This is a genomic window from Bacillus sp. MYb56 (assembly GCF_002976445.1).
GTDB classification, from domain to species: Bacteria; Bacillota; Bacilli; order Bacillales; family Bacillaceae_G; genus Bacillus_A; species Bacillus_A mycoides.
Genome location: NZ_PCOH01000013.1, coordinates 91,680 through 108,036, shown reverse-complemented (window position 1 = coordinate 108,036; position 16,357 = coordinate 91,680). Strand labels below are relative to the sequence as shown.

Genomic DNA, 16,357 nt, shown 5'->3' with positions numbered 1-16,357 from the left:
CGGCACCATGAGGTGATGAATTGATTGTTATAATAATCAATTCATAATTAGGGTGGTATCGCGAGTTAACTCTCGTCCCTTTTATTAGGGGCGGGAGTTTTTTATATTTAAGGAGGAAAATACAATGAAACAACTAACAGGCGCACAAATTCGTCAAATGTTTTTAGACTTTTTCCAAGAAAAAGGACATGCAGTAGAACCAAGTGCATCACTAGTTCCTCATGAAGATCCATCTCTGTTATGGATTAATAGTGGTGTAGCGACATTAAAGAAATATTTTGATGGTCGTGTAATCCCACAAAATCCACGTATTACAAATGCACAAAAATCAATTCGTACAAACGATATTGAAAACGTTGGGAAAACGGCTCGTCACCATACATTCTTTGAAATGTTAGGGAACTTCTCAATCGGTGATTACTTCAAAGAAGAAGCAATTACTTGGGCTTGGGAATTTCTAACGAGCGACAAATGGATCGGATTCGATAAAGAATTACTATTTGTTACAATTCATCCGGAAGATGAAGAAGCATTCACAATTTGGAATGAGAAAATGGGTGTTCCAAAAGAACGCATCATCCGTTTAGAAGAAAACTTCTGGGATATCGGTGAAGGACCAAGTGGACCGAATACAGAAATTTTCTATGACCGCGGTGAATCTTACGGTAATGACTTTAGTGACCCAGAATTATATCCGGGCGGAGAAAACGAGCGTTACTTAGAAGTATGGAACCTTGTATTCTCTCAATTTAACCATAATCCAGACGGTTCATATACGCCACTTCCTAAGAAAAACATCGATACAGGAATGGGTCTAGAGCGTATGACATCTATCGTTCAAGATGTACCTACGAACTTTGATACAGACCTATTCATGCCGATGATTGGTGCAACAGAATCAATTTCTGGTGAGAAATATCGTAATGGCGATTTAGAAAAAGATATGGCGTTTAAAGTAATTGCTGACCATATCCGTACAGTAACATTCGCTGTTGGTGACGGTGCTCTTCCATCTAACGAAGGCCGTGGTTATGTATTACGTCGTTTATTACGCCGTGCTGTTCGTTATTCTAAGAAATTAAACATCAACCGTCCGTTCATGTTTGAATTAGTACCGGTTGTTGGAGAAGTAATGAAAGACTTCTATCCAGAAGTACTTGAAAAGAAAGATTTCATCGCAAAAGTTGTGAAGAATGAAGAAGAGCGTTTCCATGAAACACTTCATGATGGTGAATCAATTTTAGCTGAAGTAATTGCAAAAGCGAAAGAAGAAAAAACAACTGTTATTTCTGGCGTAGATGCGTTCCGCCTATACGACACGTACGGTTTCCCAATTGAATTAACAGAAGAATATGCAGAAGAAGCTGGTATGACAGTTGATCAAGCGGGCTTTGAAAATGAAATGGAGAAACAACGTGAGCGTGCACGTGCTGCTCGTCAAGACGTTGATTCTATGCAAGTTCAAGGCGGTGTACTTGGTGAAGTTAAAGTAGCGAGCGAATTCGTTGGTTACGGTACAGTTGCAACAGAAAGTAACGTTGTTGCCCTTGTGAAAAATGGTGAGTATACAGATAGCTTACAAGCAGGTGAAGAAGGACAATTAATGCTTGATGTAACGCCATTCTACGCTGAGAGCGGTGGGCAAATTGCAGACCGTGGTTACCTTCTTGCTGACGGCGTGAAAGTTGTTGTAAAAGACGTACAAAAAGCACCGAATGGTCAAAACTTACACAAAGTAGTTGTGGAAGAAGGTACATTAACGAAAGATGCGGCTGTAAAAGCTGTTATTGATACAAAGAACCGTAGTAGCGTTGTGAAAAACCATACAGCAACTCACTTACTACATCAAGCATTAAAAGATATACTTGGAACGCATGTTAACCAAGCTGGTTCTCTTGTAACATCTGAACGTTTACGTTTTGACTTCTCTCACTTCGGTCAAGTACAAGCTGATGAATTAGAAAAAATTGAGCGTATCGTAAACGAAAAAATTTGGGAAAGTATTGATGTTGCGATTTCTCAAAAAGCAATCGAAGAAGCGAAAGAAATGGGCGCAATGGCATTATTCGGTGAAAAATACGGCGATGTTGTACGCGTTGTGCAAGTAGGCGATTACAGCTTAGAGCTTTGCGGTGGTTGTCACGTTGATAACACAGCTTCTATTGGTATTTTCAAAATCGTTGCTGAGTCTGGTATCGGTGCAGGAACTCGTCGTATTGAGGCGGTAACTGGTAAGTCTGCATACGAATTAATGAACGATCAAGTAGGTTTATTAAAAGAAGCAGCAGGAAAAATGAAAACAAATCCAAAAGATATTTTAACAAGAGTTGATGGTTTATTTACTGAAGTAAAACAACTTCAAAAAGAAAACGAATCTCTTGCTGCGAAATTAAGCAATATCGAAGCTGGAAACTTAACTGATTCAGTAATGACAGTTGATGGCGTGAACGTATTAGCGGCGAAAGTAAATGTTGCAGATATGAACAACTTACGTACAATGATGGATGACCTTAAAAATAAATTAGAGTCTGCAGTTGTTGTATTAGCGTCTGTAAATGACGATAAGGTAAACATTTTAGCTGGCGTAACGAAAGATTTAATTAGTCAAGGTTACCATGCGGGTAAACTTGTGAAAGAAGTAGCTTCTCGTTGTGGAGGCGGCGGTGGTGGCCGTCCTGATATGGCACAAGCAGGCGGTAAAAACCCAGCGCAAGTAGAGGAAGCTTTAGCGTTTGTACAAGAGTACGTTAAATCTGTTTCAAAATAAAGAGATAGTAGTGTACAATGGTAGGGAGAGGAGAAGTTCTTCTCCCTATACTTACTACTTACAAGTGAGGTGCTTGAAATGGACGGTTTTGATAAGACAATGAAGTTTAGCATTCAAGATGAAAAACAGAGTGTCCATGTAAATGATGTACTTTTAACTGTGTATGATGCACTTCAAGAAAAAGGTTATAATCCGATTAACCAAATCGTCGGTTATTTATTAAGTGGAGATCCAGCATACATACCTCGCCATAAAGATGCACGAAGCATCGTTCGCAAGCTTGAACGTGATGAGATAATTGAAGAGCTTGTGAAGTCTTACTTGAAACATCATCGTGAGGAGTAGTTTATGCGGATATTAGGTTTAGATGTTGGTACTAAAACAGTCGGTGTTGCAATGAGCGATGAAATGGGCTGGACAGCACAAGGGCTGGAAACAATCAGGATTAACGAAGAACGAGGCCACTTTGGTTTTGACCGTATTTCTGAGTTGGTAAAACAGTACAATGTGGACAAAATAGTAGTAGGTTTACCTAAAAATATGAATGGTACAATCGGCCCTCGTGGTGAAGCGTGCCAGCAATTTGCAGAAAACCTGCGAAATCTGTTACAATTAGAAGTTGTAATGTGGGACGAGCGTTTGTCGACGATGGCAGCGGAACGTCTGCTCATTTCAGCTGATGTGAGCCGTAAGAAGCGAAAACAGGTAATCGATAAGATGGCTGCAGTCGTGATCTTACAAGGATTTTTAGATAGTAAATAAGAGGTGACCAAAATGGAAGAAAATCAAATTACAATTGTAGACGAAAAAGGAAACGAACATTTATGTGAAATTATTTTCACTTTTGATGCTGAAAAATTCGGCAAAAAATCTTACGTAGTCTTCTCTCCAATCGGTGAAGTAGACGAAGATGGAGACCAAATCTTCGATGCAATGGCATATGAGCAAAGTGAAGAAGAGGGCGGAACATTACTTTCAATTGAATCTGAAGAAGAGTGGGAAATGGTACAAGAAATGTTTAACACTCTTGCTGATGAGCAAGAAGAAGAATAGTAATGGATAAAAAGGCGAACTGTGTACACAGTTCGCCTTTTTTGTATTCATATGCAAAATGACAGATTTTTTGTCGAAACTACTTAATTGTTTATAGTATAATAAGACGGGTTGTATGAAAAAAGGCTTTAAATAAGTAGCTGTCACCGATTATTTAGAAATGATTGGTTTTGCTTTATGTTTGTAGGGCATTGTATAGAGGAAGTGTATACGGTCTACAATTGAATAAGGAGGAAGAATTTTGGTAGAGAATCAAGTGAAGAAGAAGCGTAGACGCATTTTTTTAATTTCGATTATCGCACTGCTTTTAGTTTGTGGATCAGTCTATGCGTATATTTCATCTGCATTAGGGCCAGTTGATAGCGGAAATAAAAAAGAGATTGAGGTAGAGATTCCAAAGGGGTCATCTACAAGTAAAATCGGTGAGATTTTAGAAGAAAAAGGTGCTGTGAAAAGCAGTACAGTTTTTAGTTTTTATACGAAATTTAAGTCGAAAAGCTTACAAGCAGGTACATATTTATTAAATCCTTCGATGAGTGCTAACGATGTCATTGAACAAATGTCATCTGGCAACGTACATCGTCCGGCTCTTTATAAAGTGACGATTAAAGAAGGGGCGCAAGTAACTGAAATTGCTGAAGTGATTGCGGCAGAATTAAAGTGGAATAAAGATGATGTTGTGCGTCAATTAAACGATAAAGCATTTATTCAAAAAATGCAGCAAAAGTATCCGAAGCTATTAACAGATAAAATTTTTGATAGCAACATTAAATATCCACTAGAAGGATACTTATATCCAGCAACGTATTCTTTCTATAAAAAGGATACAAAATTAGAAGAAATTGTAATCCCGATGCTTGAGAAAACAAATGCAATTATTGTTCAAAATGAGGCGAAAATGAAAGCGAAGAACTGGGATGTTCATCAACTTCTCACGTTGTCTTCACTTATTGAAGAAGAGGCTACTGGATTTACTGATCGCCAAAAAATCTCTAGTGTTTTCTATAATCGTCTAGCGAAAGGCATGCCGCTTCAAACGGATCCGACGGTATTATACGCGCTTGGAAAGCATAAACAACGTGTATTATACGAAGACTTGAAAGTAAACTCACCGTACAATACGTATGTTGTGAAAGGGTTGCCGGTTGGACCGATTGCAAACTCTGGTAAACATTCAGTGGAAGCAGCGTTAGATCCTGCGCAAACAGATTATTATTATTTCTTAGCTGCACCAAGTGGTGAAGTGTATTATGCGAAAACATTAGAAGAACATAATGCATTAAAGCAAAAATACATTACGAAAAAACAGTGAAATGGGGAGGGATAGCGAAAAGGGTCGCATATCCCTCTTTTTTGTGGTAAAATATATCGGGTTAAAAACTGGCAGAAGAATCGTTTTTAATATCAAAACGGGACGTACAAGCTAAGGGTGAAACTGGCTTGTATTTTTATTGCATTCTATGTGTGAAAAGACAAAGGTTGACGCGTCATAGAGGCACTTCTCCATGTAAATAAGGAGGACCAATTATGGAGGATGCAGTTAACGAGTACCTATTATCATTTATTGATCCAAAAGATAAATTAATTCTTGAAATGGAAGAGTATGCAACTGAAAACCATGTGCCGATTATGGATCGACTTGGAATGGAATTTATGCTGCAATTTTTACGTTTAATTGGACCGGAAAGTATTTTAGAACTTGGAACAGCAATCGGTTATTCTAGTATTCGTATGATGCAAGCTATTCCGAACTCTCGCATTGTGACAGTAGAGCGCAATCGTGAACGATATGAAAAGGCACTTGAATATATAGAATGTTCCTCGGTAACAGACCGTATTTCTGTTATTTACGGTGATGCTTTAGAAACGGGCGAACAAGTGAAAGAACATGGAACATTTGATGTTATTTTTATTGATGCAGCGAAAGGGCAGTATCGTCGCTTTTTTGACTTATACGAACCGTTATTAAATCCTGGTGGCGTTATTATTTCAGATAATGTTATGTACCATGGTCTTGTGACGACAAAAGAGAAAATTGAAAATAGACGTACCCGTGGTTTGATTCGTCGTATTAAGACGTACAATGAATGGCTTATGAATCATGAAGGATATGATACAACGATTTTCCCAATTGGCGATGGAGTGGCTGTAAGTAAAAAGAGAGGGTGACAAAAGTATGAAGAAACCTGAATTGTTAGTAACGCCTAGAGCGGTGGCGGATATTGAACCTCTTGCGAAAGCAGGGGCAGATGCAGTAATGGTTGGTGAACAAAAGTTTGGTTTACGTTTGGCAGGAGAGTTTTCACGTGAAGATGTGAAACAAGCTGTAAATATTGCGCATGAAAATGGTGTGAAAGTATACGTTGCAATGAATGCGATGTTCCACAATGATAAAGTAGAAGAATTAACGGACTATGTTGCCTTTTTAAATGAGGTAAATGTAGATGCGATTGTTTTCGGAGATCCAGCGGTATTAATGGCTGTTCGTGAAGTTGCACCAAATATGCAACTTCACTGGAATACAGAAACGACAGCAACAAACTGGTTTACTTGTAACTATTGGGGGCAAAGAGGAGCGAAACGCGCTGTATTAGCTCGTGAGCTTAGCTTAGATGAAATTGCTGAATTAAAAGAAAATGCTGAAGTGGAAATTGAAGTACAAATTCACGGTATGACTTGCATGTTCCAATCGAAGCGTTCACTAGTAGGAAACTACTTTGAGTATCAAGGGCGTAATCTCGACATCGAAAAGAAAAAGTATGAAGAGAATATGTTCTTATACGACCCGGAACGTAATAACAAATATCCAATTTATGAAGATGAAAATGGTACTCACATTATGAGTCCGAATGATATTTGTTTCATCGATGAGTTAGAGGAACTAATCGATGCTGAAGTCGATAGCTTAAAAATTGATGGTGTCCTAAAAAGTTCTGAGTACATTATTGATGTAACGAAGAAATATCGTAAGGCGATTGATTTATGTGTAGAAGATCGTGATGCGTATTATGACGTGAAAGATGATTTATTTAAAGAGATAGAAGAAATACAACCGGTAAATCGTCCGTTAGATACAGGATTCTTCTTTAAAGAAACGGTTTACTAAACGAGGAGGGTGTAGGAAATGACTGTACAAGAAATTTCACGAGTGATCGATGGCAAACGCGTTATTGTGAAAAAACCTGAACTGTTAATCCCTGCGGGTAACTTAGAAAAATTAAAAGTAGCTATCCATTATGGGGCAGATGCTGTATATTTAGGTGGACAAGAATTTGGTCTTCGTTCTAATGCAGGTAACTTTACGCTGGAAGACATGGCAGAAGGCGTTGAATTTGCAAAGAAATATGGAGCAAAAATATACGTAACAACAAATATTTTTGCACATAATGAAAATATGGATGGGCTAGAGGAATATTTAAAAGGGATTGAAAAAGCTGGCGTAACGGGAATTATCGTTGCCGATCCGCTTATTATTGATACATGTAAACGTGTAGCTCCTTCTGTTGAGGTGCATTTAAGTACACAACAATCACTATCCAACTGGAAAGCAGCACAGTATTGGAAAGAAGAAGGTTTACATCGTCTTGTATTAGCTCGTGAAGCAAGCTATGAAGAAATGAAAGAAATTAAAGAAAAAGTTGATGTTGAAATTGAAGCATTCGTCCATGGTGCAATGTGTATCGCGTATTCAGGGAGATGTACATTAAGTAACCATATGACAGCGCGTGACTCTAACCGTGGTGGTTGTTGTCAATCTTGCCGCTGGGATTATGATTTAGTTCAAACGGTATCACAACATAAAGATGCAAAAGAGCTTCCTCTATTCCAAGAAGAAGATGCTCACTTTGCGATGAGCCCAAAAGATTTAAATTTAATCTTATCAATTCCGAAAATGATTGAAATTGGAATTGATAGCTTAAAAGTTGAAGGACGTATGAAATCTATCCATTACGTAGCGACTGTAGCAACTGTATATCGTAAAGTAATTGATGCGTATTGTGCGGATCCGGATAACTTTGAGTTTAAACAAGAATGGTTAGATGAACTTGATAAATGTGCAAATCGTGATACAGCTCCTGCATTCTTTGAAGGGGTTCCAGGACATCAAGAGCAAATGTTTGGAAATCATAGTAAGAAAACAACGTATGATTTTGCTGGTTTAGTGTTAGATTATAATGAAGAAACGGGCATCGTAACGCTTGAGCAACGTAATCACTTCAAACCAGGACATGAAGTGGAGTTCTTTGGGCCAGAAATAGAAAACTTTACGCAAACGGTGGAGAAAATTTGGGATGAGGATGGAAACGAATTAGATGCAGCGAGACATCCGTTGCAAATCGTGAAATTCAAAGTGGATCAACCAGTGTATGTGAATAATATGATGCGCAAAAACATACTTCAATAAGAAAGAGTGGTAGTCGAATGGGGACGAATAAGCCTGTTGTAATTGGAATCGCTGGTGGTTCAGGATCAGGAAAAACAAGTGTAACGAAAGCGATTTTTGACCATTTTAAAGGTCATTCCATTTTAATCTTGGAGCAAGATTATTATTACAAAGATCAAAGCCATTTACCAATGGAAGAACGTTTAAAAACAAATTACGATCATCCGTTAGCGTTTGATAATGATTTGTTAATTGACCATTTGCAGCAGTTGCTTGCATATGAGCAAGTGGAAAAGCCTATATATGACTATACATTGCATACGCGTTCAGAAAAAATTATTCCAGTTGAGCCGAAAGATGTAATCATTTTAGAAGGAATTCTTATTTTAGAAGACCCACGTCTTTGTGAGTTAATGGATATTAAGGTGTTCGTTGATACAGATGCAGACCTTCGTATTTTACGCCGCATGCAGCGCGATATTGAAGAGCGCGGTCGTACAATGGATTCAGTTATCGACCAATACGTAAACGTTGTACGTCCAATGCATAATCAATTTATTGAGCCTTCTAAGAAATTCGCGGATATTATTATCCCTGAAGGTGGACAAAACCATGTTGCAATTGATATTATGGTTACAAAAATTGCAACAATTCTTGAACAAAAAGTAAATTTGTAATAGCATAGTAAAAGATATACGATAGGAAGGGATTTTTTCCCTTCTTATCGAATACAATGAAACATGAAACCTCACCTACCAATAGGTGAGGGCATATTTATATCAACTTTCCATACATACCTTCTTTATATAAGGAAGAATTGGAGAATAAGGGGTTGTATGTGACAACTCCACTAGTGCTACGTGTGCTAGAAACCTCCGCTATATAAGCGGAGGAGTTTTCATATGGAACTCCTCTTTTTTTCGGGGGATTGGTATATAAAAGGAGTGGAAAACATGGCAACAGAAAAAACATACCCTATGACGCAAGAGGGTAAGCAAAAACTAGAGAACGAAGTTGAACAATTAAAAACAGTAAGACGTAAAGAAGTTGTAGAGCGTATTAAGATCGCACGTAGCTTCGGAGATCTTTCAGAGAACTCTGAGTATGATGCAGCGAAAGATGAGCAAGCATTCGTAGAAGGACGTATTACACAACTTGAAAACATGATTCGTAATGCGGTTATCATTGAAGACAATGGTGAAGAGTCTACAGTTGTAACATTAGGTAAAACAGTAATATTTAAAGAGTTACCAGGTGGAGACGAAGAAGCATACATAATCGTAGGTAGCGCAGAAGCCGATCCATTTGAAGGAAGAATTTCTAACGATTCTCCAATCGCAAAAAGCTTATTAGGTAAGCAAATTGGTGAGAAGGTAGCAATCCAAACACCAGGTGGAGAAATGCAAGTAGAGATTATCTCTGTAAAATAACGTAAAAAATCACTCGTGTAAAAACGAGTGATTTTTTATTTGTATAAAAGGTGAAACACCTCGTCTAAACTACAATAGACGAGGTGTTTTTTATGAAAATGAAACGGAGAATTATAATTGTTTTAATTTGTTTTATGGGTGTGATTTTTTTATTACTTTGTCGTTTAATCCTAATACAGATTATAGATACGGAATCATTTACTGACCGAAATATCAATCTGATTGAAAAAAGTGTTACGCAACGAACACAATCACTTACAGTAGATAATGGAAGAGGGCATTTTACAGATCGAAATGGTAAGGAAATTGGTGAAGAGAAATATCCAGTCTTAATTATTTTTCCATTTTTACAAATAAAAAATGACATGTTAGAGAAAATTGCGCATATCATTGGTGTGTCGAGACAAGAGATAAGACTGCAAATGAAAAATAAGAATCAAGCATTTATATTACGAAGGGAGAATACCCCATTTCAATTAACGCTCGAGCAGATGAAGAAGGTAAATCAATTAGATATTTTAGGTATTGTAGCAGCAGAAGTTCGACTGAAGCAAATGGGAGAGGCAGATCATTTAATTGGTGATGTGGGAGAGAATGAACAGGAATTTCAAAAGCGTTATGGAGAAATGAAAAAAACTTCGAAACAAACGCCAATTGGTATTTCTGGATTGCAACAATCATTTGATGAATTTTTACTGACTGATGGAGAAGCGAAAGTACTATATCAAGTGGATCGACAAGGAGAACCGATTTTTGGGAAGCAGGCGAAATACACTTCACCAGGAAATCCATTTTATCCAGTTACTATTCAAACAACAATACATAAAACGTTGCAACGACGAGCAGAGAAGATTATAGATGAAAACGGAATAAAAAAAGGTGGGTTAGTATTACTAGACATAAAGAATAGTGAAGTTTTAGCAATGGTAAGTAGGCCTTCTTTACAGATGAATGATAGGAGGATATATAAATCTACACTTGAAAATCAAATGTTAACTCCTCATTTTCCGGGGTCTGTTTTTAAAACAGTAGTTGCAGCAGCAGTAATCGATGAGAATTTGGTGCGGTTTAATCGTACATTTAACTGTAATACGGATTTATACGGTGAAAATCTTCCACAAGTTATGATGGGGTCATTAAACTTTAAGGAAAGCTTTGCTAGAAGCTGTAATCGAACGTTTGCCGTATTAGGTGATGAACTAATGCAAAAGGATAGGGAAGTATTAGAAACGTATTTAGAGGCCTTAGGAGCAAGTGAGAAGGTAGGTTGGAAAGGTTCAGTGTTTCATACACCAGAATTTGAGCAATTGCCAGAAGAAAAGAGTGCTATTATTTGGGGAAGCGAAGAAAATAAAGATAGTAGAAAAGCGATTGCTCAAACGATGGTCGGACAAAAAGATGTACGTGTGTCACCTCTAGCTATAGCGAATATGATGGCGACAATTGCTAGAGGTGGAGAGAAGATGGAAGTGAAAGCTGTGAAAAAAATAGTGTATAAAAATGGAACCGACTTTTTTGCATTTGAAAATCATAAATTAAATGGGAAACAGCTTTCTTATGAAACGATGAAAAAATTACAACAGTTGTTAAGAGCCGTTGTAACGATGGAGAAAGGAACGGGAACCGCATTCCGTTCGTTGCCACTAACTGTCGCTGGAAAATCTGGGACGGCACAAACAGGAAAAGGAGAGAGGGTGAATCGCTGGTTTGCAGGTTATTTTCCATATGAAAACCCAAGATATGCTTTAGTTGTAGTTGATATAGAAACAGATAGTAATGAAAATGTAGTCACACCAGTTTTTGCAGAAATGGTAGAGGCAATTCATCAATTAGAAATTGAAAAGTAATCTTGCAATTATTTATGAAATGTTTTCATTTCGTGAAAATATTATTGTAAATGTTCAACCTTTCTAGATTTAATGTTACAATAGCAAGTATGAAAAACTGCATGGAGGTTTGAAGAATGGCAGGAGGATCTAGATTCCAACAGAAACAACAAAAACGTCGTCAAAACGGTGTTTTAAATATTGCAATCGCTATTGTATTAGTAGCAGTAGCTATTGTAGCATATCAATTGTTTGTTCCTGACACAAAAGAGCAAGCGTCTTCTAATGATAAAAAGGTAGCTCAGCAAACAACAAAAGAGAATAAAGCTGAGAAAGCTAAAGGTAAAGAAGAGCCGAAGAAGAATGAGCAAGATAAGACAGAGGCTAAGAAGAAGGAAGAAGAAGAGAAGCAAAAGGCTGAGGAAGAAAAGAAAAAAGCTGAAGAAGAAGCGAAAGCTAACGAGAAAGCACCAGCTGAAAAAACACAGTCACAGGCAACAGATGCTTATACGAAATCTTCTTGGAAGCCAGTAGGTACAGAGCAAGGTGCAACACCTGCGATGACGTTTAAAAAAGGTACAGCAGATTGGAATGAGATGAATCAAGCGATTTCAGCTGCAATTGACGTTCCAGTAAATCAATTAGTTATCCATAGAATTGGAAATAACGGTAAGAATAAAGCTTACGGTAACGTACAAGATAAACAATCAGGTAAAAAATATTATGTAAATATTGATTGGGTAGACAATGAGGGCTGGAAACCAGTACTCGTTCAAACTCTAAACTAAAAAAAGAGAGGCTCTTAAGAGCTTCTCTTTTTTTAGTTAGCGTAATTTCTTTAATTTAAAATGAACAACCGCACTATAATAAGGTCTTTTGCTTTCAGGATCCATAATCATTTGGTGAGAAATATGATGAACTTCGAGCATAAGTGCTTTATTATTATCAATTTGTTCGTTAATTTTTTTTTCTAGAGAAACTAAGTTTGCAGCCTCGAAAAATTCTACTTTATCTTCTAACATTTCAAAGGTAAATGACACGAAGATGCCCCCTCTCCTATGATAATCACCTATAGTGTAACAAAGAAAAGAAGGAAATACTACGTACATTTCAATTGACATTTTTAGAAAGAGAGAATATCATACTGATAAAACCGATAAGAAAAAGGGGAATTTTTATGGGAACAGAATTTAATGGTTTATTTGATGAATGGGCTCATACGTACGACTCATTTGTACAAGGCGAAGATATACAATATAAAGAAGTTTTCGCCCATTATGAGGACATTTTAGAGGATGTAGTTAACAAGTCATTTGGCAACGTATTAGAATTCGGTGTTGGTACTGGCAATTTAACAAATAAATTATTACTTGCTGGTCGCACAGTTTACGGTATAGAACCGTCACGCGAAATGCGTACTATTGCAAAAGAGAAATTACCAAAAGAGTTTTCAATTACAGAGGGTGATTTTCTTTCATTTGAAGTCCCAAATTCAATCGATACTATTGTGAGCACTTACGCATTTCATCATTTAATAGATGAAGAAAAAGACGTAGCAATTGCGAAGTATAGTCAATTGCTAAACAAAGGTGGTAAAATAGTGTTTGCTGATACGATATTTGCAGATCAAGCTGCATATGATAAAACTGTCGAAGTAGCAAAACAAAGAGGTTTTCATCAGTTAGCAAACGATTTGCAAACAGAATACTATACACGTATTCCGATCATGCAATCTATTTTTGAAAACAATGGCTTCCACGTAACGTTTACGAGATTAAATCATTTCGTTTGGGTAATGGAGGCAACTAAGCAATAGAAAGAGGGATTAGATTGAGAATTGCTGTAATTGGAGCAATGGAAGAAGAAGTACGTATTTTACGTGACAAACTAGAACAAGCAGAAACAGAAACTGTTGCAGGTTGTGAATTTACGAAAGGGCTATTGGCAGGACATGAAGTAATCTTGCTAAAGTCTGGTATTGGTAAAGTAAATGCAGCGATGTCAACGACAATTTTATTAGAAAAATATAAGCCTGAAAAAGTAATTAATACTGGTTCAGCTGGTGGATTCCATCACTCTCTAAATGTTGGTGATGTAGTTATTTCAACAGAAGTTCGTCACCATGACGTAGATGTAACAGCATTTAACTACGAATATGGTCAAGTGCCAGGAATGCCACCTGGATTTAAAGCTGATGAGGCATTAGTTGCATTAGCTGAGAAATGTATGCAGGCAGAAGAAAATATTCAAGTCGTAAAAGGTATGATTGCAACAGGTGATTCATTTATGAGTGATCCGAACCGTGTTGCAGCAATTCGTGATAAATTTGAAGATCTTTATGCAGTAGAAATGGAAGCAGCAGCTGTTGCGCAAGTATGCCACCAATATGAAGTTCCGTTTGTTATTATTCGTGCACTTTCTGATATTGCTGGTAAAGAATCAAATGTTTCATTTGATCAATTTTTAGATCAAGCAGCTCTTCATTCTACAAACTTTATCGTAAAAGTACTAGAAGAGTTAAAGTAATGTAACAAAAAGGCAACTGTCTCATATAAAGAAAATACATACAGTTGCCTTTTCTTTATTGGCAAATAAGGGGGAGAACACGATGAATGTATATCGTGGAGTTCATGAGTTGATTGGTCATACACCAATCGTGGAAATTACTCGTTTTTCACTTCCGAAAGGAGTCCGTTTATTTGCAAAGCTTGAATTTTATAACCCAGGCGGAAGCGTTAAGGATCGTTTAGGAAGAGAATTAATCGAAGATGCACTAGAAAAAGGGCTTGTTGCAGAGGGCGGAACAATTATTGAACCGACGGCTGGGAATACTGGCATTGGACTGGCACTTGCAGCGTTAGAACATGATTTACGCGTCATTGTTTGTGTACCAGAAAAATTTAGTATTGAAAAACAAGAATTAATGAAAGCGCTAGGTGCAACGGTCGTGCATACACCTACTGAGCAAGGAATGACCGGCGCAATTGCAAAGGCAAAAGAATTAGTAAAGGAAATACCAAATTCATACTCTCCAAGTCAGTTTGCTAATGAAGCAAACCCTCGTGCTTATTTCAAAACACTAGGTCCTGAACTTTGGGATGCGCTGAATGGAGAGATTAATATATTTGTTGCAGGGGCAGGAACTGGCGGTACGTTTATGGGAACTGCGTCTTATTTAAAAGAAAGAAATATTGATATTAAAACGGTTATTGTAGAACCAGAAGGATCTATTTTAAATGGCGGTAAAGCTGGTTCACATGAAACAGAAGGTATTGGTCTTGAATTCATTCCACCATTTTTAAAAACATCTTATTTTGATGAAATTCATACGATTTCTGATCGAAATGCATTTTTACGCGTAAAAGAATTGGCGCAAAAGGAAGGCCTTCTCGTTGGAAGCTCTTCAGGAGCGGCATTTCATGCAAGCTTACTTGAGGCAGAGAAAGCAGCACCAGGTACAAATATTGTAACGATTTTTCCTGATAGTAGTGAGCGCTATTTAAGTAAAGACATATACAAAGGATGGGAATAAAAAATGAGAGCAAAGACAAAGTTAATTCATGGTATTCGCATAGGAGAACCTTCAACTGGATCTGTAAACGTGCCGATATATCAAACGAGTACGTACAAACAAGAAGCAGTTGGTAAGCATCAAGGATATGAATATTCACGAACAGGTAATCCAACTCGTTCAGCTTTAGAAGAAATGATTGCAGTGTTAGAAAATGGTCATGCTGGATTTGCATTTGGTTCAGGGATGGCAGCTATTACAGCAACTATTATGCTATTCTCAAAAGGAGATCACGTCATTTTAACAGATGATGTTTATGGCGGTACGTATCGCGTTATTACAAAAGTACTAAACCGTTTCGGCATTGAGCATACATTTGTAGATACAACAAACCTAGAGGAAGTTGTAGAAGCAATTCGCCCAAATACGAAAGCGATTTATGTGGAAACACCAACGAATCCATTACTGAAAATTACTGATATTAAGAAAATATCCGCTCTTGCTAAAGAGAACGATTTATTAACAATTATTGATAACACATTCATGACGCCATATTGGCAGTCGCCAATTTCTTTAGGAGCAGACATTGTACTTCATAGTGCAACGAAATATTTAGGTGGGCATAGTGATGTAGTTGCAGGCCTAGTAGCTGTAAATAGCCCGCAACTAGCAGAGGACCTTCATTTCGTACAAAACTCAACAGGAGGTATTCTTGGACCACAAGACAGCTTCTTACTACTTCGTGGTTTAAAAACATTAGGAATTCGTATGGAGGAGCATGAAATAAATTCACGCGCAATTGCTGAGTTTTTAAATAACCATCCGAAAGTAAATAAAGTATATTATCCAGGTCTTGAATCACATCAAAATCATGAATTAGCAAAAGAACAGGCGAACGGATTTGGTGCAATCATCTCATTCGATGTAGATAGTGAAGAAACATTAAATAGAGTACTTGAGAAGTTACAGTACTTTACACTTGCTGAAAGCTTAGGAGCAGTAGAAAGCTTAATTTCCATTCCATCACAAATGACACATGCATCAATCCCAGCAGATCGCCGTAAAGAATTAGGAATTACAGATACATTAATTCGAATCTCTGTTGGTATTGAAGATGGAGAAGATTTAATTGAAGATTTGGCACAAGCACTAGCATAGTAAAAATGCACTGCTAATATAGAGCAGTGCATTTTTATTATATTAATTTGTGAAATGTTTCACAAATTAGACATACACAAATGAAATGATTTCATGTATATTGAATTCATGAAATATTATTCACGAACAAACTTGTGAAATGTTTCGCAAGTGATGGGATTCATGTAGGAAGGTAACTCTATTTTTTTACGCTAATCGGGACTTTTTATGACCTATAGGGACTTATGA

The 16,357-nt window shown here is 37.2% G+C and carries 17 protein-coding genes and 1 other annotated feature (1 of these 18 running past the window's edge); of the genes, 16 read left to right on the top strand and 1 reads right to left on the bottom strand.

Annotated elements, in window-relative coordinates; all coding sequences use genetic code 11:
• Positions 1-83 (top strand) — a binding site (T-box leader); it begins 136 nt to the left of the window's first position.
• Positions 84-124: 41 nt separating this feature from the next.
• The 12 genes from alaS (at position 125) to CQ058_RS16965 (ending at position 12,248) form a co-directional block, all read left to right on the top strand.
• Positions 125-2,767 (top strand): alanine--tRNA ligase, encoded by a 2,643-nt coding sequence (gene alaS, locus CQ058_RS17020; RefSeq protein ID WP_002190740.1) that lies wholly within the window; start codon positions 125-127, stop codon positions 2,765-2,767.
• A 78-nt stretch (positions 2,768-2,845) separates the two neighbouring features.
• Positions 2,846-3,112, top strand: a complete 267-nt coding sequence (locus CQ058_RS17015) for an IreB family regulatory phosphoprotein (RefSeq protein ID WP_000348591.1) — start codon at positions 2,846-2,848, stop codon at positions 3,110-3,112.
• A 3-nt stretch (positions 3,113-3,115) separates the two neighbouring features.
• Positions 3,116-3,529: a Holliday junction resolvase RuvX gene (gene ruvX, locus CQ058_RS17010; RefSeq protein ID WP_001221204.1), complete on the top strand. Its 414-nt coding sequence runs from the start codon at positions 3,116-3,118 to the stop codon at positions 3,527-3,529.
• A 12-nt stretch (positions 3,530-3,541) separates the two neighbouring features.
• A complete protein-coding gene (locus tag CQ058_RS17005; protein WP_002034112.1) occupies positions 3,542-3,820 on the top strand; it encodes a DUF1292 domain-containing protein in 279 nt (92 codons plus the stop codon).
• 241 nt (positions 3,821-4,061) lie between these two features.
• Positions 4,062-5,132 carry an endolytic transglycosylase MltG gene (mltG, locus tag CQ058_RS17000; protein WP_002015278.1) on the top strand — a complete coding sequence of 357 codons (1,071 nt, stop codon included), beginning with the start codon at positions 4,062-4,064 and terminating at the stop codon, positions 5,130-5,132.
• Between the two features lie 215 nt (positions 5,133-5,347).
• Positions 5,348-5,989, top strand: coding sequence for an O-methyltransferase (locus CQ058_RS16995; RefSeq protein WP_002034114.1), 642 nt, complete (start codon positions 5,348-5,350; stop codon positions 5,987-5,989).
• A 7-nt stretch (positions 5,990-5,996) separates the two neighbouring features.
• Positions 5,997-6,926, top strand: a complete 930-nt coding sequence (locus CQ058_RS16990; RefSeq protein WP_002190739.1) for a peptidase U32 family protein — start codon at positions 5,997-5,999, stop codon at positions 6,924-6,926.
• An 18-nt stretch (positions 6,927-6,944) separates the two neighbouring features.
• Positions 6,945-8,225, top strand: a complete 1,281-nt coding sequence (locus CQ058_RS16985; RefSeq protein ID WP_002190738.1) for a peptidase U32 family protein — start codon at positions 6,945-6,947, stop codon at positions 8,223-8,225.
• A 17-nt stretch (positions 8,226-8,242) separates the two neighbouring features.
• A complete protein-coding gene (gene udk / locus CQ058_RS16980) occupies positions 8,243-8,881 on the top strand; it encodes a uridine kinase (RefSeq protein WP_002015274.1) in 639 nt (212 codons plus the stop codon).
• A gap of 276 nt (positions 8,882-9,157) precedes the next feature.
• Positions 9,158-9,634, top strand: a complete 477-nt coding sequence (gene greA / locus CQ058_RS16975; protein WP_078213491.1) for a transcription elongation factor GreA — start codon at positions 9,158-9,160, stop codon at positions 9,632-9,634.
• A 92-nt stretch (positions 9,635-9,726) separates the two neighbouring features.
• A complete protein-coding gene (locus CQ058_RS16970; protein WP_105589887.1) occupies positions 9,727-11,481 on the top strand; it encodes a peptidoglycan D,D-transpeptidase FtsI family protein in 1,755 nt (584 codons plus the stop codon).
• Between the two features lie 116 nt (positions 11,482-11,597).
• Positions 11,598-12,248: a YrrS family protein gene (locus tag CQ058_RS16965; RefSeq protein ID WP_002138429.1), complete on the top strand. Its 651-nt coding sequence runs from the start codon at positions 11,598-11,600 to the stop codon at positions 12,246-12,248.
• A gap of 36 nt (positions 12,249-12,284) precedes the next feature.
• Here the strand turns inward: CQ058_RS16965 and CQ058_RS16960 are convergent, their stop codons facing one another.
• Entirely contained in the window at positions 12,285-12,500 is a 216-nt protein-coding gene (locus CQ058_RS16960) for a YrzA family protein (RefSeq protein WP_002015268.1), read from the bottom strand.
• Between the two features lie 137 nt (positions 12,501-12,637).
• Here CQ058_RS16960 and CQ058_RS16955 point away from each other — a divergent pair, with 137 nt between their 5' ends.
• The 4 genes from CQ058_RS16955 (at position 12,638) to CQ058_RS16940 (ending at position 16,129) form a co-directional block, all read left to right on the top strand.
• On the top strand, positions 12,638-13,276 hold the full coding sequence (locus CQ058_RS16955) for a class I SAM-dependent DNA methyltransferase (protein ID WP_002190736.1): 639 nt from the start codon (positions 12,638-12,640) through the stop codon (positions 13,274-13,276).
• A gap of 14 nt (positions 13,277-13,290) precedes the next feature.
• Positions 13,291-13,986: a 5'-methylthioadenosine/S-adenosylhomocysteine nucleosidase gene (gene mtnN, locus CQ058_RS16950; protein WP_002015266.1), complete on the top strand. Its 696-nt coding sequence runs from the start codon at positions 13,291-13,293 to the stop codon at positions 13,984-13,986.
• A gap of 82 nt (positions 13,987-14,068) precedes the next feature.
• A complete protein-coding gene (locus CQ058_RS16945) occupies positions 14,069-14,992 on the top strand; it encodes an O-acetylserine dependent cystathionine beta-synthase (protein ID WP_002190734.1) in 924 nt (307 codons plus the stop codon).
• Between the two features lie 3 nt (positions 14,993-14,995).
• Complete coding sequence (locus CQ058_RS16940; RefSeq protein ID WP_002034121.1) at positions 14,996-16,129, top strand: bifunctional cystathionine gamma-lyase/homocysteine desulfhydrase; 1,134 nt, start codon at positions 14,996-14,998, stop codon at positions 16,127-16,129.
• The last annotated feature ends 228 nt before the right edge of the window (positions 16,130-16,357 follow it).

Excerpts from the sequence above, each read along its gene's own strand:
- CQ058_RS16970 (WP_105589887.1), top strand. The coding sequence starts at position 9,727 with ATGAAAATGAAACGGAGAATTATAATTGTTTTAATTTGTTTTATGGGT.
- CQ058_RS16965 (WP_002138429.1), top strand. The coding sequence starts at position 11,598 with ATGGCAGGAGGATCTAGATTCCAACAGAAACAACAAAAACGTCGTCAA.
- greA (WP_078213491.1), top strand. The coding sequence starts at position 9,158 with ATGGCAACAGAAAAAACATACCCTATGACGCAAGAGGGTAAGCAAAAA.
- udk (WP_002015274.1), top strand. The coding sequence starts at position 8,243 with ATGGGGACGAATAAGCCTGTTGTAATTGGAATCGCTGGTGGTTCAGGA.
- CQ058_RS17015 (WP_000348591.1), top strand. The coding sequence starts at position 2,846 with ATGGACGGTTTTGATAAGACAATGAAGTTTAGCATTCAAGATGAAAAA.
- CQ058_RS16985 (WP_002190738.1), top strand. The coding sequence starts at position 6,945 with ATGACTGTACAAGAAATTTCACGAGTGATCGATGGCAAACGCGTTATT.
- ruvX (WP_001221204.1), top strand. The coding sequence starts at position 3,116 with ATGCGGATATTAGGTTTAGATGTTGGTACTAAAACAGTCGGTGTTGCA.
- CQ058_RS17005 (WP_002034112.1), top strand. The coding sequence starts at position 3,542 with ATGGAAGAAAATCAAATTACAATTGTAGACGAAAAAGGAAACGAACAT.
- CQ058_RS16955 (WP_002190736.1), top strand. The coding sequence starts at position 12,638 with ATGGGAACAGAATTTAATGGTTTATTTGATGAATGGGCTCATACGTAC.
- alaS (WP_002190740.1), top strand. The coding sequence starts at position 125 with ATGAAACAACTAACAGGCGCACAAATTCGTCAAATGTTTTTAGACTTT.
- CQ058_RS16995 (WP_002034114.1), top strand. The coding sequence starts at position 5,348 with ATGGAGGATGCAGTTAACGAGTACCTATTATCATTTATTGATCCAAAA.
- CQ058_RS16990 (WP_002190739.1), top strand. The coding sequence starts at position 5,997 with ATGAAGAAACCTGAATTGTTAGTAACGCCTAGAGCGGTGGCGGATATT.
- CQ058_RS16940 (WP_002034121.1), top strand. The coding sequence starts at position 14,996 with ATGAGAGCAAAGACAAAGTTAATTCATGGTATTCGCATAGGAGAACCT.
- CQ058_RS16945 (WP_002190734.1), top strand. The coding sequence starts at position 14,069 with ATGAATGTATATCGTGGAGTTCATGAGTTGATTGGTCATACACCAATC.